The sequence below is a fragment of the Rhodococcus sp. T2V genome, assembly GCF_029269925.1.
Classification (GTDB): Bacteria; Actinomycetota; Actinomycetes; order Mycobacteriales; family Mycobacteriaceae; genus Rhodococcus_F; species Rhodococcus_F koreensis.
The window spans coordinates 33,387-53,700 of the sequence record NZ_JARJBD010000055.1; the positions used below are offsets into that span (position 1 = coordinate 33,387).

Sequence of the window (20,314 nt, forward strand, 5' to 3'; positions counted from 1 at the left end):
AGGCTGACAGTGTCGATTACGGATACCACCGGACGGCAGGGCTCGACAGCCCCGTCCCTCGACGACGACCCCTTCTCGTCGGAGACCCTCGAGAACCCGCTGCCGTTCCAGGAGCGACTGCGTGAATCCGGGCCTGTCGTCTTCCTGCCCCGGTACAACGTCCACGCCGTCGGGCGTTACGACGAGGTCCACAGCGCGCTCTCGAACTGGCAGGGCATGACATCCGGCTCCGGAGTCGGCATGAACGAGCCGTGGCGGGCCCGGGGACTACTTCAGACCGATCCGCCCGAGCACGACGCACCCCGCGAGGTGCTGCAGTCGATTCTGTCCGCACGAGCATTGCGTGCGATGAAGGACGCCTGCACACGGCAGGCCGAGACGCTGATCGACACCCTGCTCGGTGGCACGGCTGCCGGGGACGCGATCGAGATCGACGGATACAACGACATCGCGGCCGTGTTTCCGGTGAACTTCTTTCCCGACGCGTCCGGCATCGACGAGGAGCAGCGGGAGAATCTCGTTCCCTACGCCGATCACATCTTCAATGCCCTGGGGCCGCGAAACGAACGGGTGCTGCAGGGGGAATGCCGGAGCGAGGCACTGGCGGAATGGGCCACGGCGAAGTGTGCCCGGGAGTCCCTGAAACCCGAAGGATTCGGCAGCGAGATCTGGGCGGCCGCCGACCGCGGCGACATCATGCACGAACTGGCGCCGCTCCTCACACGTTCGCTGTTGTCGGCAGGTGTCGACACGACCGTCTACGGTCTCTCCGCGATGCTCTATGGATTCGCCACACATCCCGATCAGTGGGCGGCTCTTCGACAGAACCCCAACCTCGCCCGAGTCGCCTTCGACGAGGCGCTGCGCTGGGAGTCGCCGGTCCAGATGTTGTTCCGCAAGACGTCGGCCGACGTCGAGATCTCCGGGACCGTCATACCGGCCGAGACGAGGGTGCTGCTGTGCTACGCCGCTGCGAATCGTGACCCGCGCCGGTGGGACAACCCTGATCGGTTCGACCTCTCGCGTGACCCCTCGGGGCACGTGGCCTTCGGAATGGGGATCCACCAGTGCGTGGGCCAGCACGCGGCGCGTCTGCAGGCCGAGTGCCTGCTCGAGGTTCTCGTGACCCGTGTGACGTGCATCGAACTTGCGGCACCCGTACGTCGCTATCACAACAACACGCTGCGAGGATGGAAGGCCATGCCTCTTCGGCTGAGCCTCGCCTAGACGATGTGAACGAGTTCGTGTTCGACTGCGCCCTAGAACGATTGAGTGCCGGTGCCGGTTCGACGTACCTGATTCACGGTGAGGCCGGCACCGGCAAGACCCACCTCGTGCGGAGCACGCTCGACGCGGCCCGCAAGCGTGGATGGACGTGCTTGTACGCCGCGGCGCACGAATACGACCGCGACATCCCGTATGCGACGGTGCGCACTCTCGTGGGGGTCCTCGGCTACAGCACGGTGTCGAGCGATCCGAGTGGTGTGACGGCGCTGTTGCAGTCGATGACGGATTCGTCGCCAGTGGTCGTGGTCGTGGACGACGCGCACCTCGCGGACGAGGACAGCCTCGTCGCCGTGACCCTCGCCGCTCGGCATCTGGCGGGCCGCCCGCTCCTCGTGATCTTCGCCTCGCGGACTCGGCCGTGGATGACCGGCGAACGTCTTCTCGCGACGATCGACCCCCTCGTGAGTGAACAGGCGCGGACGATCGTCGAGCTTCACCCGGTCGAGGGGCAGGCACTCGGCGACCTGGTCGAGTCGGTCCTCGGCGCCGCGCCCGACGAGCGACTGACCGGATATCTGGCCGAGCGGACGCGGGGGAACGCGCTGCTGGTCCGGGAAACGGTGAACGCGTTGCACATTGCGGGTGCACTCCGGATCGAACAGGGAATCGGCTACCTGGTCGATGATTCCCCGCCCCGGTTCTCGCGCCCTGCGGCGTTGCTTCACCGGCTGTTTCCCCGGGATCACGCCGTCCGCGCACTGGGTCGTCTGGTCGCGGTGTTCGGACGGGTGGATCTGGACTACCTTCCGCTCCTCGCCGAACTGGCCGAGAGGTCGCCGGGCGAGGTCCGGGCCGCCTTCGACTCATTGGTCTCGAGCGGTGCGCTGGTGGCTACGGGGTCCGGATGGTACGAATTCGGCCACCCACTGATCGGTGAGCTGCTCTATGACGAGATCGGTCCGGCCGAGCGCCGCCGCGTCCATGCTGCGATTGCTGCGCGGATCGAGGGCACCGACAGCGAGCTGGGCATGCCGGCCCTCGAGCGCGCCCGGCACGCCACCGAGGGCGCGGCGCGCGGCGACATGGTCGCGGTCACGGTGGCGTTGCGTGCCGCCGATCGAGTGCTGCGCACGTCGCCGCGCGCGGCTGCCCGCTGGTACGGCCGGGCGCTGGATCTGCTGCCACGCGCGGACGCCGCCGCCGGCGAGATACTCCGCAGGCAGTCCGCGGCGTACTGGAAGGGTGCGCGGCCGGCCCTGGCCATCGAAGCCGGCAGAAAGGCGCTCGGTGTCCTCGAGGCGGGCTCATCCCGCGACCGCACCGTGGCGACGATCGTGCACTGCCACAGCGCGATGGGCGATCCGCAGAGCGCTGCAGACCTACTGGTCGCCGAGGCGGGGCAGGCGAGAGACCCGACGCCCTACCTCGCGCAACGCGCGGCGATGGCGGCGCGCCTCGGTGACACGGATCGGGCGCGCGTCCTGGCCGCGACGGCGTGGTCGCAGGTGCGCGAGTCGACCCCGGCGGACCAGGTCATCGCCTACACGTACCTCGGTCAGGTCGAAGCCTACGTCGGGATGTTCCCGAACACACTCGAGGCCGTCGACCAACTGGAGATCCTCGGGACCGGCGAGCGGGAGCTCCCGGTGGGCACGCGCACCGGTGCGTTGGAGTCGGCAGCGCACCACGCCGCAACGGCAGGCGCGACCGGTCGCGCGAACGCGCTGCTGACGAAGGCGGGTGAAGCCGCCGGACTCGCCGGATTCGGAAACCTGGGCGGGCAAGCCGTACTCGCTCGCGCGCTCGCCGAGTTCACGGCCGGCGAATGGACCGCCGCGTCCGAGACGATTGCCCGGGAGGCAATCCAGCTCGAATTCTCGGGTATGCGCAGCACTCTGGCTCGCCTGCGTGGTGTGGAGGTGCAGATCCTCACGGGCCGAGGTGATTTCCGGCGTGCGGCGTCCGTGCTGGCAGCGACGGAGCCGCCGGCCTCCTGCCGGATCGACTTCGCGATCTGGCAGGCAGTGCAGGCCTCCGTCGAGGTGTCGAGGTCCCGGTTCGAGGATGCCATGCCGGTCCTGGAGCGACTGCGGTCGGAAGCGGGAGCCCGCGGCTGGAACGAGGTCGCGACCATCACCCACACGAGTCTGGTCGAGGGCTACCTGGCGTCGGGAGAGGTCGAGGCCGCTCGGCACGTCGCGGACGAGTTCTGCCGCCTTGCGGGGGACATCGGTTCGCCCAGGGCCCGGATGGCATCCGGCATCGGCCATGCCCGCAGCTTCGGTGACGTGGACCGCGCACGTGACGTCCTTCTCGAGGCCGAGGAGCAGGATATGCACTTCATCGCGGCGCAGGCCCACCATGCGCTGGGCGTTGCCGGCCGGGACGTCGCCGATCACCTCGAGGCGGCCTGGGCATTGTTCAAGAAGATGGACGCGACGCTGTGGCTGAAGCGGGTCGAGGCCGCCGGCAGGTCGCGCGGTCTCGTCCTCGACCGACGTGTCGACAAGTCGGGGGCACCCGGACCTCTCACCGATGTGGAGCGTCAACTCGTCACGCTGGTCCGAGACGGCCTCAGCAACCGGGAGATTGCCGAGGTTCTCCACTACAGCAGCAAGACCGTCGAGGCCTACCTCACCCGCCTCTACAAGAAAACCGGCTACAACTCGCGGGTCGAGCTGATCGTGGCCCACGAGCGGGCGGACAGTCTCACCGGTAGGTGACCCAGGGGTGCGGGAGATGACCGTGCTCGTTGAACGCCACGAGGGACGTCCCCGACGAGCCGATCACGATCTTGGTGACGCCGGAATTGACCGCGACTCTGTTCAGGGCGAGCCATTGCGGGAAGCCGCCCCCCAGCAGCCGGGCAGTCACCCAGGCGATCGCGCCGGCGCTGGAGAAGACGACACCGGTCTGCCCGCGTTCGAGCCCTTCGGCAACGCGGTCGAGGGACGCGTCGACCCGGGCCGTGAACGCACCGAACGTCTCGGCGTAGTCGGCGTCGTGGTCACCGGACGACCACCGTGTGGAGGCCCGCTCGAGCAGCCGCTGGAAGGCGCGCGAATCCGTCTTCGCCCGCGGATCGTGCTCACCGCTCGCAGCCAGCAGGTCGCTCGCGTCGAACTCGTCCCAACCCGGATCGATGTCGGGGTCCGTCGTGTGCCAGGCGGCGGCCGTGCTTGCCTCCTGAGCCGTCTCTCGTTGGCGTTTCATGTTTCCGGTGACTGTGCGGGCGGGAGCGATGCCGCGACGATTCAGTTCGGTGCCGAGGGCGCGACTCTGTTCCCGGCCGCGTGGCGACAGGCGGTCGTAGTCGTCGGTGCCGAAGGATGCTTGTCCGTGACGGACCAGAAGGACAACACTCATGCGGCGCACGGTAGTTCACCCGACCACCGGCGGCATACCCTTCTCGGCCGGTCGCCGCACACTCTCGGGAGATCCCTATCGGCCCTCCGCCGCGGTGCCGGTACCTCTAGATTCAGAGCATGGACATGCGGCAGATGGAGTACTTCCTCGCTGTGGTCGACTGCGGCGGGGTCACCCGCGCCGCAGCGCAGTTACGCGTGGCGCAGCCGTCGCTGTCGCAGGCGGTGCGCAAGCTCGAGAAGGACCTGGGCGTCGAGTTGTTCCATCGCGTCGGCCGTGGCCTCGTGCTCTCGCCTGCCGGTGAGGCGCTGGTCGGCCCGGCACGCAGCATCCTGCGGGAGGTGGAATCGGCCGAGAACGCCGTGCGCGACGTCGGGGCGATGCGCGGCGGCCGGATCGACATCGCCTCGCTCTCGGACCTGTCCTCGGATCCGCTGTCGGTGTGGGTCGCCAAGTTCCGCCGGCAGTACCCCGACGTGCGGTTCCACATCGAGGAACGGGACGAGACCGCCGATATCGTGTCGCTGGTCCGGTCGGGGGCGTGCGAGCTGGGCATTCTCGCGCTGCCCCTCCCGACCGAGGACCTCGTCGGGGAGGAGCTCATCGATCAGCAGCTCGTCCTGGTGTGTCCGCCCGGCACCGACGCCCGGTGGCCGGACCCGGTGCCGATCGAGGCGTTGACCCGTGTTCCGTTCGTCATGGGCGAAAAAGGCACGGCGACGCGGGATTTCATCGACCGCTCGCTACGGCGGCGCGGCGTCGAACCCGACGTCGCGGTGGAGGTGCGTCAGCGTGGTGCCGTGCTGCCGATCGTTCTCGCGGGCGGCGGGGTGTCGATCGTGGCCCTGCGCAGCGGACTCGACGCGATGCTGCGCGGCGGGGTGGTGCGTGAACTCTCGCCCCGGCTCACCCGGCGGATGGGCGTGGTCCGCCGTCCCGGCCGGATGACCCACGCGTCCACGGAGTTCCTGGCCTGCGCCCGCGCGTCGTTCGAGGAGTTCGCCACGTCCATCGCCGCGCTCATGTCCTCCGGTGTTTCCCTCGTGGAGGCCGCGAAGCTGACGCGGGCCGAGTTCGACCGCCGGATTCGCGACGACAACGCGCGCGCCACGAACCCATAGGCAATTGCAGTATTTCTCCTACTTTTCTGGTCTTTGACCCGATCGATACTCGGGACTTCAATGGTGTGCACCTGATCACACCGTAGCGACGGGATCCGGATCGATCGAAGGTCGACTTCGAGATCCGTCCGGACTGGTTCACGCCATGCAGACACGTCGCGACGGTTCGTTCCCGAAGAGGCCCTATGACTCAAGTATCGACGCCGACCACCGCAGCGTCCCGGCGTACCAGATCGGCGCTGACCCGGCGCGCCTGGATGATCACCGGACTGCTCGTCGTGTTCATGCTCATCAATTTCGCGGACAAGTCCGTCATTGCGTTCGCCGGCGTCCAGATCCAGAAGGACCTGGGCTTGACGCCGCAACAGTTCGGCCTGATCCAGAGCAGCTTCTTCTGGCTGTTCGCCGCCGGCGCACTGTTCTTCGGCTGGCTGTCGTCCAAGGTGAGCATCCGATGGCTGCTGGCCGGACTGATGCTGCTGTGGGTAGCCACCATGGTGCCCCTGACCGGCACCGTGACCTTCGGCGTCCTGGTGGCCTGCCGGCTCGTCCTCGGGTTCGCCGAGGGCCCGGCCTTCGCCCTCGCCAACCACGCCGTCCATTCCTGGTTCCCGCCGGAGAAGCGTGCCCTGCCGAGCAGCTTCGTCACCGCCGGATCCTCCCTCGGCGTCCTCATCGCTGCCCCCGTGCTGACCTGGATCATCGTCCGCTGGGACTGGCACGCCGCGTTCTACCTCCTGATCACGGTCGGTCTGGTCTGGGTGGTCGCCTGGATCCTCCTCGGACGCGGCGCACCCGGCGAGACCGCCGAGCCGGCCCAGGCAACCGACACCGTCGTCGACACCGTCGACGCCCCGTACCGGACGATCCTGCGCACCGGGACCGTGATCGGGATCGCGCTGTTGATGTTCTGCTCGTACTGGTCCACCACGCTCAAGGTGTCCTGGCTCCCCGTCTACCTGGAAGACGGTCTCGGCTACGACACCCTGACCACCGGTCGGCTGGTCATGCTTCCCTACGGACTCGCGGCGGTCGGTGCGATCGGCGCCGGATGGTTCTCGAACCGCCTCGTCTCCCGCGGCGTCTCCCGGAAGGTTGCGCGCGGCTACCTGTCGGCAGGCCTGATCGCCGGCGCCGGCATCACCATGGTCGGGTTCACCATCGTGTCGGCCGGACTGCTGCAGATCGTGCTCGTGTCCCTGGCCTTCTCGCTCAACACCGCGGCGTACGGCGTGGCGTTGACGGCAATCGCCGACGTCGTGCAGTCCCGTAAACGCGGCATGGTCCTCGGTGGCCTCGGCGCTGTGTCGAGTATCTCCGGCATGGTCGCACCACTCGTACTCGGTTTCTCGGTCGGCCGGGCGGCCGACAAGATCTCCGGCTACGGCACCGGCTTCCTGATCAGCGGGGTTCTGATGATCGTCGGTAGCGCGATCGCGGTGTTCCTGGTCAACCCCGAACGAGACATCACCCTCATCCGCCGGCGCGCCGAGGAGACAGCATGATCGACAAGCCCCTGGATGGTGTCCGAGTCATCGACTTCGGCCAGTTCATCGCCGCCCCCGCCGCCACCCAGGTCCTGGTGGACCTCGGTGCCGACGTGATCAAGGTCGAACCGGTGCACGGCGAGTCCGCACGTGGAATCGGCGCGCACGGTAAAGCCATGGTGGAGAACTACAACCGCGGCAAGCGGGCAATCGCACTCGACCTCAAGGACCCGCGCGGTCAGGAGATCGCCCGCCGGCTGATCGCCGGCGCCGACATCGTGGTGCAGAATCTGCGCCCCGGGGTGATGGACAAGCTCGGTCTGGGCGCGGAGGAGATGCGCGCCGCGCATCCGCACCTCGTGTACGCGACGGTGAGCGGGTTCGGCTTGCACGGACCGTCCCGGAATCGTGCCGGCCTCGACATCGCCGCGCAGGCGGAAAGCGGCCTGATGTGGGTGACCGGCGAGCACGACGGTGAGCCGCAGAAGGTCGGTGCCCAGATCGTCGACGCCGCCACCGGCTACGTCTGTGCCCAGGCAATCCTCGGCGCGTACATCAGGCGCCTGCGCACCGGCGAGGGCGACACCGTCGAGGTGTCGCTGCTCGAGGTCGCCATTCATCTGCAGACCCCGAACTGGGGCGCCTACCTCGACACCGGCAGCGAACCACGGCGCATGGGCAACGGTCAGCCGACGGTCGCTCCGGCCGCCGACATCATGCCCACCAGCGACGGCAGCGTCGTGGTCTCCGCCTACTCCGAGGTCCACTTCCGGCGGCTGTGCCGACTGCTGGGCCGGGCGGAACTCGCCGACGACGCCCGGTTCGCCGACAACGAGAGCCGGGTCCGCAACCGCCCCGCGCTGCTCACCGAGTTGCGCGCCGCGTTCGCGACCATGACGAGCGACGAGGCGATGGACGTACTCGCCGCCAACGGTGTCGTCGCCGGGCGGATCAACACCTACCCCGAGGCGATGCGCAGCCCCGACGTCCAGGCATCCGGGCTCTTCATCGAGGTCAGCCGCCCCGACGGCGTGCCTGCGACCGCTCTCGGCACGCCGTGGCACCTCGAGAGTGTCCCGAAGCTGCCGACGGCGGGTGCGCCCGACCTGGGGCAGCACACCGCCGAACTGATCGCCGAACTCGGCTACCCGACCGACGCGCTCGATGCGCTGGCCGCCGACGGCGTCGTCGCGCTCGGCCGCTGAATCCGTCGTCGATCCCCAACCTGTACCGATAAATATCTGAGGAATCTTCATGCAACGCACCATCTTCACCGACGACCACCACGCGTTCCGGGACGTGGTCCGCCAGTTCATCGCCAAGGAGATCACCCCGAACCTGCCCGACTGGGAGGCCGCCGGTTCCATCCCCCGCGACTTCTACAAGAAGACGGCAGAGATCGGGATCAACGGGCTGCAGGTGCCCGAGCAGTACGGCGGCGGTGGTATCGACAGCTTCCTGTTCAACACCGTCGTCTACGAGGAGATCGGTTACGCCGCAGCCTCTCTCGGGGGCTTCCAGGTGCATTTGAACACCGTGCTCCCATACTTTCTCGAGTACGCCAATGAGGAGCAGCGCGACCGCTGGTTCCCCGGCTTCGCCGACGGCGGCCTGGTCAGCGCGATCGCGATGACCGAACCCGGCATCGGTTCCGACCTGGCCGGTGTCACCACCACCGCCGTCCGCGACGGCGACGACTACGTCCTCAACGGGAACAAGACGTTCATCACCGGCGGCATCAACGCCGACCTGGTGATCGTGGTGGCGCGCACCTCGAAGGATCCCGAGAATCGCCGCAAGGGCCTGTCGCTGCTGGTCGTCGAGGGTGACATGCCCGGCTTCATCCGCGGTCGCAACCTGCACAAGATCGGCATGAAGTCGTCCGACACCGCCGAGTTGACGTTCGACAACGTCCGCGTTCCGGCCCGGAACCTGCTCGGTGAGGAGGGCCAGGCGTTCGGCATGCTCGCCCACAACCTGCCCCAGGAGCGGCTGTCGATCGCGATCACCGGTCTGGCCACCGCGACCGCCGCCGTGAACCTCGCCATCGACTATGCCAAGGAACGCCGCGTCTTCGGCAAGCCGCTGGCCGACTTCCAGAACACCAAGTTCGTACTCGCCGAGTGCGCGACCGAGCTGCAGGCCGGGCAGGCGCTGGTCGACCAGGCGCTGATCGCCCTGGACGGCGGCACTCTCACCCCCGCCGACGCGGCCAAGGTGAAGCTGTTCTGCACCGAGGTGCAGGCCCGCGTCATCGACAAGTGCCTGCAGGTGCACGGCGGCTACGGCTACATGACCGAGTATCCGATCGCGCGACTGTACGCCGATGCCCGCGTCACCCGGATCTTCGGCGGCACCAGCGAAGTCATGAAGAGCGTCATCTCGAAGTCCATGGGGCTCTAGGCATCTCGCACTCCACACCATTCCGGGCACCACGGGGGCCCGGCCACATCGAAGGTTCATCCATGCAGATCAAGGACATCAACGCCGTCGTCACGGGCGGAGCATCCGGACTCGGACTCGCCACCGCCACCCGGCTGGTCGAGTCCGGCGCCACCGTCACCCTGCTCGATCTGCCCGGTTCGCCGGGGGCAGAGCAGGCCGCGACGCTCGGACCCGCCGCACGGTTCGTACCGACCGACGTGACCGACGGCGACGCGGTGGCCGCGGCCTTTGCCGCCGCGGCCGAGCGCGGCCCGGTGCGGGCCGTCGTGCACTGCGCAGGCCGCGGACGGCCGATGCGCGTGCTCACCAAGGACCGCAAGGCCGCCGACCCCGAGCCTTTCGAGTCGGTGATCCGGCTCAATGTGATCGGGACGTTCAACGTGCTGCGGTTCGCGGCAGAGGCGATGGCTGCGAACGAGTTGCGGGGCGGTGACCGCGGCGTGTGTGTGCTGACCGCGTCCGTCGCCGCGTATGAGGGCCAGATCGGGCAGATCAACTACGCGACGTCCAAGGCGGGAATCGTGGGGATGACACTGCCCGCCGCCCGCGACCTCGCCGGCGTCGGGATCCGGGTGTGCACCATCGCGCCCGGCGTGTTCGCGACACCCCTCCTGCTCAATGCACGCGACGACATCCGGGACGCGCTGGCGGCCTCGGTTCCGCATCCGCAGCGGCTCGGCGAGCCGTCCGAGTTCGCCGCGCTGGCCGAGCACATCATCGAGAACGGCATGCTCAACGGTGAGACGATCCGCCTCGACGGTGCGATCCGGATGGCACCGAGGTGACCGCAGAGGCGCCCACACCGGTCGTGCTGACGGAACGGGTGGGGCCGGTGCTGGTCATCACATTGAACCGGCCGCAGGCCCGCAACGCGGTGGACCGTGCGGTCGCGGAGGCCGTCGCCGAGGCGGTTCAACTGCTGGACTCCGATCCGCAGCTGAGGGTGGGTGTGCTCACCGGAGCCGGCGGATACTTCTGCGCAGGAATGGATCTCAAGGCCTTCCTGCGGGGTGAGAGCCCACGCGTCGAGGGTCGCGGATTCGCCGGGCTGGTGGAGGCGCCGCCCGCCAAGCCCCTGATCGCCGCCGTCGACGGTCCCGCGCTCGCGGGCGGTTTCGAGATCGTCCTGGCGGCGGATCTCGTCGTCGCCGCGCCGACCGCGACGTTCGGCCTGCCCGAGGTTCGCCGCGGCCTGGTCGCCGCCGCGGGCGGGTTGACCCGGTTGCCCGCGCGGCTGCCGCGAGCGGTGGCGCTGGAGATGGTGCTCACCGGCAAGACTGTGACCGCCGCGCAACTGCACCCGCTGGGGCTGGTCAACCGGCTGGCCCCCGAGGGCGAGGTGTTGGCGGCGGCACTCGAACTCGCCGACGAGATCGCCGGCAACGGGCCGCTCGCAGTCCGGGCCAGCAAGCGGGTCATCGACGAGTCCCCCGGCTGGCCGCACGCGGAGATGTTCGAGCGGACCCGGCAGATCGTGATGCCGGTCTTCGACTCCGACGACGCCCGTGAGGGCGCCGCCGCCTTCACCGAACGCCGCGCCCCGGTTTGGACCGCGACGTGATCACCGAGAACGAGAGAACAGGAACACACCATGCGTGATGCAGTCATCGTCGAGGCCGTACGGAGCCCCATCGGCCGCCGCAAGGGCGGCCTCGCCGAGGTCCACCCCGTCGACCTGTCCGCGACCGTCCTGACCGCGCTGCTCGACCGGGCCGGGGTCGACGCCGCGTCGGTCGACGACGTCGTGTGGGGATGCGTCGGACAGGTCGGTGAGCAGGCCGGCAACATTGCCCGCAACGCGGTGCTGGCCGCCGGATGGCCCGAGTCGGTTCCCGGCACCACGATCGAGCGGCAGTGCGGATCGAGCCAGCAGGCACTGCATTTCGCCGCGGCGGGAGTGATCGCGGGCCAGTACGACATCGTCGTCGCGGGTGGTGTCGAGTCGATGACCCGCATCCCGATGGGATCGGCTCGGCGCGTCGGCCTCGGTGATCCGAACAGCGACGCGATTCGGCGACGCTACGACGGCATCGAGTTCAACCAGGGCCGCGGCGCCGAGATCCTCGCCGACCGGTACGAACTGAGCCGCGGCTGGCTCGACGAGTACAGCCTGCGCTCACATCAGCGCGCCGCAGCGGCGGTCGACGAAGGCCGTTTCGCCGGCGAGATCGTGCCGGTGACCCTGCCGGACGGAACGAAACTCGACGCCGACGAGGGGATCCGCCGAACCACGACCCTCGAGAAGCTCGCCCAGTTGGAGCCGGCTTTCGGCGAGGACGGCCGCATCACCGCGGGCAACGCCTCACAGATCTCCGACGGCGCCGCAGCGCTGCTGGTGATGTCCGGCGACCGGGCCCGCGACCTCGGACTGACCCCGCTGGCCCGGGTGCACACCGCAACCGTCGTCGGCGACGACCCGGTCGCGATGCTGGCCGGACCCATCCCCGCCACCGCGCGGGTGCTCGAACGCGCAGGCCTGACCCTCGACGACATCGGAGCCTTCGAAGTCAACGAGGCCTTCGCCAGCGTCGTCGGCGCCTGGCTGCGGGCGACCGGGGCACCGGAAGAGCGGGTCAACGCGCTCGGCGGAGCGATCGCTGTCGGGCATCCACTCGGCGGATCCGGGGCCCGGCTCGCCACCACCCTCGTGCATCACCTGCGCGCCGAGGGCGTCCGCTACGGACTGCAGACGATGTGCGAAGGCGGCGGCATGGCCAATGCCACCATCTTCGAAAACCTCGCCGCCGCGGTCTGACCCGTGGCTACCGGAGTGGACAGGGTGGACGCAGCCATCCTCGAGTTCGCGTGCCGGTGGCTGCCCTACGGTGGTCCACCTCCCGACGAGATCTGGGTCGGGTTCGGTATGACGACACCCGGATTCGACCGGAGACTGTCGAAGATCCTGGAGAGTGCCACGGCACGGGAAGTGCCTGCCGAAGTCCGAGCGCGGCTGCGCACCCAACTGTCCGAGCGGGCACGACGGTGGACGATTCGATCGAGACCCACCATGTCGTCGTAGGGCGCACCGGTGACGTCTCGCTCAGGCGCGGCGCAGCCCGTCGAACGTCAGCTCGACGACGGCGTCGGCGAGGTCGGCGACCGTCCCGCCGGTGCGGGGGCGGTACCACTCGATCAGCGAGTTGACCGTGCCGAACACGAGCCGGCTGGTGAGTGCGGGATCGATTCCGGGCCGCAGATCGCCCTCTTCCGCCGCCGCGACCACGAGGTCGCTGACGAAGGCGTCGAACTCGCGGCGGCGGGCGAGCGCGCGACGCTCCACCGCGGTGTTGCCCCGGACGCGCAGCAGGAGCGTGACGTAGGGGAGCTCGGCGGCGAGGACCTCGACACTGCGACGGACCAGGTACTCGAGGCGGTCGATGTACCGGCCGCTGGTCGCCTTCTCCTCGGTGGTGACCGCGAACAGAGCGTTGAGCGCGCGCGACAGCGCCAGTTCGAGGAGCTCCGACTTCCCGGACACATGGTGATAGATCGACGACTTCGTGATGCCCAGGCGCTGGGCGAGCACCTCCATGCTGGTGCCGTCGTAGCCCTTGTCGTTGAAGACCTTGACCGCCACAGCGAGCAGCGAGTCGAGGTCGTAGCCGGGGCGTCCGGGGGATCCGGTCTTCCGTGCGGGGCGTGCCGTAGTCATGCGCGCAATCCTTCCAGGTGCAGAACTCCACCGCATCGGTGCGCCGTCGTCCACAGGAGCCGACCGAAGGTTCGGTTCAGCTGAGAATACCGTGGCCGACCCGGCGGCGGTGAACCACGTGAACGGACCGAGTCGCTATGCGAACCGCGGCGCCGTCGGGCTCATCGGCCCAGGGCCTGCGTTCGGCCTTCCTTCCGGGCCTTCGCGAGGCCGCGGCGGGCCATGAATCCGTTGGCCAGGAGCAGGATCGTCTTGTTCGGCGGCGCAGTGAACCCGGCCTGCGTGTGCGGTGCGTACACCGCCTCGGTGCCGGTGACCTCGATCCAGCCGGTGTTCTGACGCGACTCGAGGCCGACGAGCTGGGGCCGGTACGCGTGGGCGAGCAGGCCGGCGCGGCGGCCGCCCTGCGGCACCCCGGCGGGGACCGTCAGACGCACGCCCTCGCTGCTCGCCGAGTTCACGTCGACCGGTACGACGGTCGGATAGCCGTCCGCCTCGCGGTAGGCGAGCAGCACGTGCGGCAGCTTCCGGGCGCGCTCACCGGTCTTCACCGCATCCACCCGTGGCGCAGTGCCCTTCTTCGGCGGCGCCTGCGGCGCCACGTCGCCGTCGGGGAGCGGTGCGCCGTAGACCTCGGGCTCGCCGGTCGCGCGCAGGTCGGGCCAGGCGGTCACCCGTGTCACCGCGACCGTCACCAGCACCCGGTCGGTGTAATACGCGCTGAGCCAGCGGTCCCAGAATCGGCCACGCCGCGGCGCTCCCACATAGGGGGCCGAGCGCTCGCCGAGTGCGTCGAGGAGATCCCGGTCGGGGCTGGGATCGAACGTCGCGTCACCCTGCACGAGCACGTAGCGCCGGCTGGTGCCGTCGCCGATTCCGTGTTCGCGCGCGTGGAAGGCGAGCGCGACCCGCGGTTCCGCCTTGATGCGCTCGAGCTTGCGGCCGAATCCCAGCGAGGTGGTGAATCCGACGGTGCCCCGTTCGCGGTCCCGCAGCCCGAACGGCGCCACCGCGGCCACCACCGCGCCTCCCGCGGGCGTGACGTACGCGAACCCGCTTGTGAGGTCGTCGCGGATGACCTCGTCGACGTCGTCCGACCAGGTGACCGGCATGTCCCGAGCCTACCCAGGCGACATGGCGCCGGGCCAGCGCTTCCAGGCCGCCGAGGGTTGACGCCCCCACCAAAATGAATAATGCTTCACTCGTTGTGAGCAGTCGCTCAAATCTAATGATCGTGCATTCATCACGGCATCGAGGAGCATTCCATGGACCTGACACTGACCGAGGAGCAGAAGGAGTTCCGGCAGCTGGCCCGCGACTTCCTGAACAAGGAGGTCGTCCCGCACCGCGCCGAATGGGATCGCGTCGAATCGGTAGACACCGCGATCGTCGGGAAACTCGCCGACATCGGCTTCTTCGGCATGACCATTCCCGAGGAGTACGGCGGGCTGGGCGGCGACTACATCACGTACTGCCTCGGGATGGAGGAACTCGGCCGGGCGGACTCCGCGGTCCGGGGCATCGTGTCGGTATCGATGGGGCTGGTGGGGAAGGTGATCCTCTCGCACGGCACCGAGGAGCAGAAACATGAATGGCTGCCCCGCATTGCGTCCGGTGAGGCGCTCGCCTGTTTCGGTCTCACCGAGCCCGACAACGGGTCGGACCCCGGACATCTGAAGACCAAGGCGGTGCGCAGCGGCGACGAGTACGTCATCAACGGTTCCAAGATCTTCATCACCAACGGCACGTGGGCCAAGGTGTGTCTGGTGTTCGCGCGCACCGGAGGGCCGGGGCCCAAGGGTGTTTCGGCTTTCCTGGTCCCGACGGACACCCCCGGTTTCGAATCCCGCGAGATCCACGGAAAGCTCGGTCTCCGCGGGCAGGCGACCGCCGAGTTGTCGTTCACCGACGTGCGGGTGCCGGCGAGTTGCCTCCTCGGATCGGAGGGGCAGGGCTTCTCGATCGCGATGCACTCGCTGGACAAGGGGCGCGTCTCGGTGGGCGCCGGATGTGTGGGGATCATCCAGGGCTGCCTCGATGCGGCCGTCGACTACGCCCGTGAGCGCACGCAGTTCGACCGTCCGCTCGCGTCGTTCCAACTCGTGCAGGACCTGATCGCCGACATGTCCGTCGACGCCGACGCCGGGAGGCTGCTCACCTGGCGGGCGGCCGACCTGATCGAGCGTGGGGAGCCGTTCGGGACAGCCGCGTCGAAGGCGAAGTACTTCTGCAGTGAGGCTGCGGTTCGTGCCGCCAACAACGCGATCCAGCTGTTCGGTGGGTACGGCTACGTCGACGAGTACCCCGTCGCCAAGTACATGCGCGATGCGCGGGTGATGACGCTGTACGAGGGCACGAGCCAGATCCAGAAGTTGCTGATCGGCCGGGCGGAGACCGGGGTCAGCGCCTTCCTCTAGCGGTCGCGGGGCTGCGTGACCCTTGACACACTCCGTGCAGTGAATGTACGTTCATTTTTGCCGAACAATGGTTCACAATATTTGAACCAACTCTCATTACCGGCTTCCCGGAAAGGAATCACCGTGACCGACTACGAAGACATCACCTACGAGGTCGACGGCCCGGCGGCGGTCGTCACGATCAACCGCCCCGCGCGCTACAACGCATTCCGCGGCAAGACCGTCGAGGAACTGATCAAGGCGTTCCGCTCGGCATGGGCCGACGACACGGTGCAGGCGATCATCCTCACCGGTGCGGGGGAGAAGGCGTTCTGCACGGGCGGCGACGTCAAGCAGCGAGCGGAGACCGGCGACTACGGCCCCACCGAGAGCGGCATGTTCGAGATCGGCAACCTGCACAAACTCATCCGCGACGTCCCCAAGCCCGTCATCGCGGCAGTCAACGGCATCGCCGTCGGCGGCGGCCACGTGCTGCACGTTCTCTGCGACCTCACCATCGCGTCCGAGACCGCGAAGTTCGGCCAGGCGGGACCACGTGTGGGCTCGTTCGACGCGGGCTTCGGATCGGCGTTCCTGGCGCGAGTCGTCGGTGAGAAGCGGGCCCGCGAGATCTGGTACCTCTGCCGTCAGTACGACGCCGTCACCGCCGAACGCTGGGGACTGGTCAACTGGGTCGTCCCCGCGGACCGGTTGCTCGACGAAGCGAAGGCCGTCGCCGCGGAGATCGCCGAGAAGAGCCCCACCACCCTGCGTTTCCTGAAGCAGTCGTTCAACGCCGACACCGACCACCAGGCCGGACTGAGCAACCTCGCGATGTCTGCGCTCGACCTGTTCACGCATTCACCCGAGGGTCTCGAGGGGGCGACGGCGTTCGCGGAGAAGCGCAAGCCCGAGTTCGCCAAGTACGTGAACGCCTGAGTCCGACACACACGGGAAGGGGAAACACCATGAGCAACAACATCGCAGTGGTCACCGGCGCGGGATCCGGCATCGGCCGCGCCATCGCGCTCGCACTCGCCGAGCAGGGCGACCGGGTGGTCGTCGCCGACCTCGACCCGCAGGCCGCGGAGAAGACCGCGGCGGAACGGCCCGACCTGCTTTTTCCGATGACCGTCGACGTCGCCGACCGGACGCAGGTCGACGCCCTGCGGGACCGGGTGACGGCCGAGGTGGGGGTCGCGAACATCCTCGTCAACGCGGCGGGATGGGATCGCACCGACCAGTTCCTCAACGCCACCACCGCATTCGCCGAGAAGGTCGTCGCCATCAACTACCTCGGCCCCGTGCACATGTGCAGCGCCTTCCTCCCCGGCATGGTGGACGCGGGTAACGGTGGGCGAGTCGTCAACCTCGCGAGCGATGCCGGCCGTGTCGGCAGTGCGGGGGAGAGCATCTACGCGGGCGCGAAGGGCGGTGTGATCGCCCTGTCGAAGTCGCTGGCACGGGAGATGGCCCGGCACGCGATCAACGTCAACTGCGTGTGCCCCGGCCCGACCGACACGCCGCTGTTCCAGGCGCAGGCGGAGAAGCTGAAAGAGGCTCTGGTCAAGGCTATTCCGTTCCGCAGGCTCGCACGCCCGGAAGAGGTTGCGGCGCCGGTCGTGTTCCTCGCGTCCGAATCCGCATCGTTCATCACCGGCCAGGTGATCAGCGTCAGCGGTGGCCTCACCATGGCCGGCTGACCGGCGCCGGGACGGAGGACTCATCATGACGTACACATACGATGCCCACGCCTATCGTCAGTACTTCGAGCACGACTTCACCTATCTGAACGGCTTCCGGCGCAACACGCACCGGTACGCCGATCGACTCGCGATGCAGTCCCCGTCGACCGGCGAGAGCTGGACGTACGCCGAACTCGGCGACCGGGTCGACCGGCTCGCCACCGGCCTCGCCCGCGCCGGTGTGGGTCCCGGCGACGTCGTGGCCTACCAGTTGTTCAACGGCCCCGAGTTCGCCCAGCTGTACCTGGCCGGGCAGGCCTGCGGGGCAGTCGGATCGCCGATGAACTTCCGCCTCGCGTCCGGCGAGACGGCGTTCATCCTCGACGCGAACCGTCCCACGGTGTTCGTCTACGACACCGAGATCGGCGAGATGGTGCGGGACGCGCTGGCGCGCTCCACGCACAAGCCCGCGCTCGTCGTGGCCGTCGGTCCGGGAGAGCCACTGCCGGGGAACGGCTTCGAGGTGATCCGGTTCGACGACCTCGTCGCCGAGTCGGCGTCGCCGCCGGACGTGACTCGCACGGTGTGGGACGAGACCACCCGGCTGTTCACGTCGGGAACGACCGGCATGCCGAAGGGCGTCCCGCTCAACAGCATGATCGAGATCTTCAGCGCCCACGACGTGATCATGCACTTCCCGCTGACGGCGGAAGACAAGACGCTGAACATGACGCCGTGGTTCCACCGCGGTGGGTTGTACTGTGCCGGGCCGAATCCCACGTTCTATCTCGGTGCGTCGCTGGTGGCGCTGCGCAGCTTCGACGCCGACGTCACGCTCGACCACGTCGAGGAGTACGGGCTGACGTTCCTGATCGGCGCCCCGACCAACCTGGCGATGCTCGCGCGTGCCCAGGAGAACAGGCCCCGCGACCTGTCCACCCTGAAAGGCATCGTCACGATGGGTGCGCCCCTCGAGCGGGAGGCGGCGCTGCACTACCAGAAGGTGCTGAATCCGCGCATTTTCAACGGCTACGGCAGCACCGAAGGTTTCTGGAACACCTTCCTGCGTCCCACCGATCTGCCGGACATGGCCGGGTCCGCGGGGCGGGCCTGCATCGACGACGACGTCGCCGTGGTCAAGTTGTTCGACGACCGCCTCGCCGACGCGCACGAGACGGTCGCGAAGGACGGAACCGAGATCGGTGAGGTCATCGTCCGCTCCCCGAAAGGTGCCAACGCCTATTTCGATGCCCCGGAGCAGGAGAAGCAGAAGTTCCGGAACGGCTGGCTGCACATCGGCGACCTCGCCACCTGGGACGAGAAGGAGTTCGTGACGATCGTCGGACGCAAGGACGACATGCTCCTGTCCGGCGGCGAGAACGTCCACCCGGTGCAGATCGAGGAAGCACTGAACGAGCACGCGTCGGTGACGGATTCGCTCGTCGTCGGTGTTCCGGACGACAAGTGGGGGCAGGTCGTCGTCGCGTACGTCGTCGCCACCGCACCGGTCCCGTCCGCCGAAGAACTGGACGACTTCTGTCGCAGACACCCGATGCTGTCGCAGTTCAAACGCCCCCGTGCGTACCGCTTCGTGGAGTCGCTTCCCGTGTCGGCGACGGGAAAGAAGCTGCACTACAAGGCAACCGACACCGCGCGCAGGGAGTTCGAGAGCGGGGCATTCGTCACGCCGGCCGCCCGCGGATCCCAGACCATCGGCTCGTAAAGGACACCGTCATGACCACCCATTCCCATCCGCGGCCCTTCAGTGCCGTCGACCCACTCGACATCGACTCGCTGTACTCGGACGACGAACTCGCCGTGCGCGACACCGTCCGGAAATTCTGCGCCGAGCACGTCACACCGCACGTCGCCGACTGGTTCGAGGCCGGCGAACTGCCGGGAGCCCGCGAACTGGCGAAGGAATTCGGGAAACTCGGCGTCCTCGGGATGCACCTCGAGGGCTACGGGTGCGGCGGATCGTCGGCCGTCCACTACGGCCTCGCCTGCCTCGAACTCGAGGCCTGCGACTCCGGCATCCGCTCCCTCGTGTCGGTGCAGGGCTCCCTCGCGATGTTCTCGATCTGGAACAACGGTTCCGAGGAGCAGAAGAATCAGTGGCTGCCCGGCATGGCGGCGGGCGAGATCATCGGCTGCTTCGGTCTCACCGAACCGGACGCCGGCTCCGACCCCGCGTCGATGTCGACGCGTGCCAAGCGGGACGGCTCGGACTGGATCCTCAGCGGCCGCAAGATGTGGATCACCAACGGCAGCATCGCCGACGTCGCGGTGGTGTGGGCGGCCACCGACGACGGGATCCGCGGATTCATCGTTCCGACCGACGCCCCGGGTTTCAGCGCGCCCCTGATCAAGCACAAGATGTCGTTGCGCGCCTCGGTCACCAGCGAACTGGTGCTGGACGACGTGCGACTGCCCGAATCGGCGATGCTCCCCGGCGCCCGCGGGGTGCGCGCCCCGCTCAGCAGCCTGTCCGAGGCGCGCTACGGCATCGTGTGGGGTGCGATGGGTGCGGCGCGGTCCGCGTGGGAGGCCGCCCTGCAGTACTCGAAGGACCGTGCCCAGTTCGGACGGCCCATCGGCGGATTCCAGCTCACGCAGGCCAAGCTGGCCGACATGGCGGTGGAACTGCACAAGGGGCAGCTGTTGTCGCTGCACCTCGGCAGGCTGAAGGACACGGCCGGCCTGCGACCGGACCAGGTCAGCTTCGGCAAACTCAACAACACGCGTGAGGCCATCGAGATCTGCCGCACGGCGCGCACCATCCTGGGCGGCAACGGAATCTCCTTGGAGTTCCCCGCCATCCGGCACATGGTCAACCTCGAATCGGTCCTGACCTACGAGGGGACACCCGAGATGCATCAGCTGGTTCTCGGGCAGGCCTTCACCGGCGAGAACGCGTTCCGCGGATAGGAGACGA

General features: G+C 68.3%; 18 protein-coding genes. 15 read left to right on the forward strand and 3 right to left on the reverse strand.

Annotation, left to right across the window (positions count from 1 at the left end; genetic code table 11):
• Positions 1-9: 9 nt before the first annotated feature.
• Entirely contained in the window at positions 10-1,227 is a 1,218-nt protein-coding gene (locus P3H15_RS34420) for a cytochrome P450 (protein ID WP_276141345.1), read from the forward strand.
• A 5-nt stretch (positions 1,228-1,232) separates the two neighbouring features.
• A complete protein-coding gene (locus P3H15_RS34425) occupies positions 1,233-3,950 on the forward strand; it encodes a LuxR family transcriptional regulator (RefSeq protein ID WP_276141346.1) in 2,718 nt (905 codons plus the stop codon).
• On the opposite strand, the gene P3H15_RS34430 is transcribed toward P3H15_RS34425, so the two are convergent.
• Positions 3,937-4,593 (reverse strand): histidine phosphatase family protein, encoded by a 657-nt coding sequence (locus tag P3H15_RS34430; protein WP_276141347.1) that lies wholly within the window; start codon positions 4,591-4,593, stop codon positions 3,937-3,939. The two genes, P3H15_RS34425 and P3H15_RS34430, sit on opposite strands and share 14 nt — an antisense overlap.
• 119 nt (positions 4,594-4,712) lie before the next feature.
• On the opposite strand from P3H15_RS34430, the gene P3H15_RS34435 reads away from it, so the two are divergent.
• From P3H15_RS34435 to P3H15_RS34470, 8 genes are all read left to right on the forward strand, one after another.
• Complete coding sequence (locus P3H15_RS34435; protein WP_276141348.1) at positions 4,713-5,714, forward strand: LysR family transcriptional regulator; 1,002 nt, start codon at positions 4,713-4,715, stop codon at positions 5,712-5,714.
• 185 nt (positions 5,715-5,899) lie between these two features.
• Positions 5,900-7,219, forward strand: coding sequence for an MFS transporter (locus P3H15_RS34440; RefSeq protein ID WP_276141349.1), 1,320 nt, complete (start codon positions 5,900-5,902; stop codon positions 7,217-7,219).
• On the forward strand, positions 7,216-8,406 hold the full coding sequence (locus P3H15_RS34445) for a CaiB/BaiF CoA-transferase family protein (RefSeq protein WP_276141350.1): 1,191 nt from the start codon (positions 7,216-7,218) through the stop codon (positions 8,404-8,406). The genes P3H15_RS34440 and P3H15_RS34445 overlap by 4 nt, the downstream gene beginning before the upstream one ends.
• A 49-nt stretch (positions 8,407-8,455) precedes the next feature.
• Complete coding sequence (locus P3H15_RS34450; RefSeq protein ID WP_276141351.1) at positions 8,456-9,604, forward strand: acyl-CoA dehydrogenase family protein; 1,149 nt, start codon at positions 8,456-8,458, stop codon at positions 9,602-9,604.
• Between the two features lie 62 nt (positions 9,605-9,666).
• Positions 9,667-10,431, forward strand: a complete 765-nt coding sequence (locus P3H15_RS34455; RefSeq protein WP_276141352.1) for an SDR family NAD(P)-dependent oxidoreductase — start codon at positions 9,667-9,669, stop codon at positions 10,429-10,431.
• Positions 10,428-11,207: a crotonase/enoyl-CoA hydratase family protein gene (locus tag P3H15_RS34460; protein WP_276141353.1), complete on the forward strand. Its 780-nt coding sequence runs from the start codon at positions 10,428-10,430 to the stop codon at positions 11,205-11,207. Before P3H15_RS34455 ends, P3H15_RS34460 begins: the two co-directional genes overlap by 4 nt.
• Positions 11,208-11,237: 30 nt before the next feature.
• On the forward strand, positions 11,238-12,401 hold the full coding sequence (locus P3H15_RS34465; RefSeq protein WP_276141354.1) for a thiolase family protein: 1,164 nt from the start codon (positions 11,238-11,240) through the stop codon (positions 12,399-12,401).
• Positions 12,402-12,425: 24 nt separating this feature from the next.
• Entirely contained in the window at positions 12,426-12,665 is a 240-nt protein-coding gene (locus P3H15_RS34470; protein ID WP_276141355.1) for a hypothetical protein, read from the forward strand.
• 21 nt (positions 12,666-12,686) lie between these two features.
• Here the strand turns inward: P3H15_RS34470 and P3H15_RS34475 are convergent, their stop codons facing one another.
• On the reverse strand, positions 12,687-13,298 hold the full coding sequence (locus P3H15_RS34475) for a TetR/AcrR family transcriptional regulator (RefSeq protein WP_012689589.1): 612 nt from the start codon (positions 13,296-13,298) through the stop codon (positions 12,687-12,689).
• A 161-nt stretch (positions 13,299-13,459) separates the two neighbouring features.
• Positions 13,460-14,410: a hypothetical protein gene (locus tag P3H15_RS34480; protein WP_276141356.1), complete on the reverse strand. Its 951-nt coding sequence runs from the start codon at positions 14,408-14,410 to the stop codon at positions 13,460-13,462.
• Positions 14,411-14,563: 153 nt separating this feature from the next.
• Between P3H15_RS34480 and P3H15_RS34485 the strand changes: the two genes are divergently transcribed.
• From P3H15_RS34485 to P3H15_RS34505, 5 genes are all read left to right on the forward strand, one after another.
• A complete protein-coding gene (locus tag P3H15_RS34485) occupies positions 14,564-15,715 on the forward strand; it encodes an acyl-CoA dehydrogenase family protein (RefSeq protein ID WP_276141357.1) in 1,152 nt (383 codons plus the stop codon).
• Positions 15,716-15,838: 123 nt separating this feature from the next.
• The gene (locus P3H15_RS34490; RefSeq protein ID WP_276141358.1) at positions 15,839-16,633 is read left to right on the forward strand and encodes an enoyl-CoA hydratase-related protein; all 795 of its coding nucleotides are present in this window, start codon (positions 15,839-15,841) and stop codon (positions 16,631-16,633) included.
• A 29-nt stretch (positions 16,634-16,662) separates the two neighbouring features.
• Positions 16,663-17,397, forward strand: coding sequence for an SDR family NAD(P)-dependent oxidoreductase (locus tag P3H15_RS34495; RefSeq protein WP_276141359.1), 735 nt, complete (start codon positions 16,663-16,665; stop codon positions 17,395-17,397).
• Between the two features lie 25 nt (positions 17,398-17,422).
• On the forward strand, positions 17,423-19,102 hold the full coding sequence (locus P3H15_RS34500) for a class I adenylate-forming enzyme family protein (RefSeq protein WP_276141360.1): 1,680 nt from the start codon (positions 17,423-17,425) through the stop codon (positions 19,100-19,102).
• An 11-nt stretch (positions 19,103-19,113) separates the two neighbouring features.
• The gene (locus P3H15_RS34505) at positions 19,114-20,307 is read left to right on the forward strand and encodes an acyl-CoA dehydrogenase family protein (protein WP_276141361.1); all 1,194 of its coding nucleotides are present in this window, start codon (positions 19,114-19,116) and stop codon (positions 20,305-20,307) included.
• Positions 20,308-20,314 lie beyond the last annotated feature (7 nt).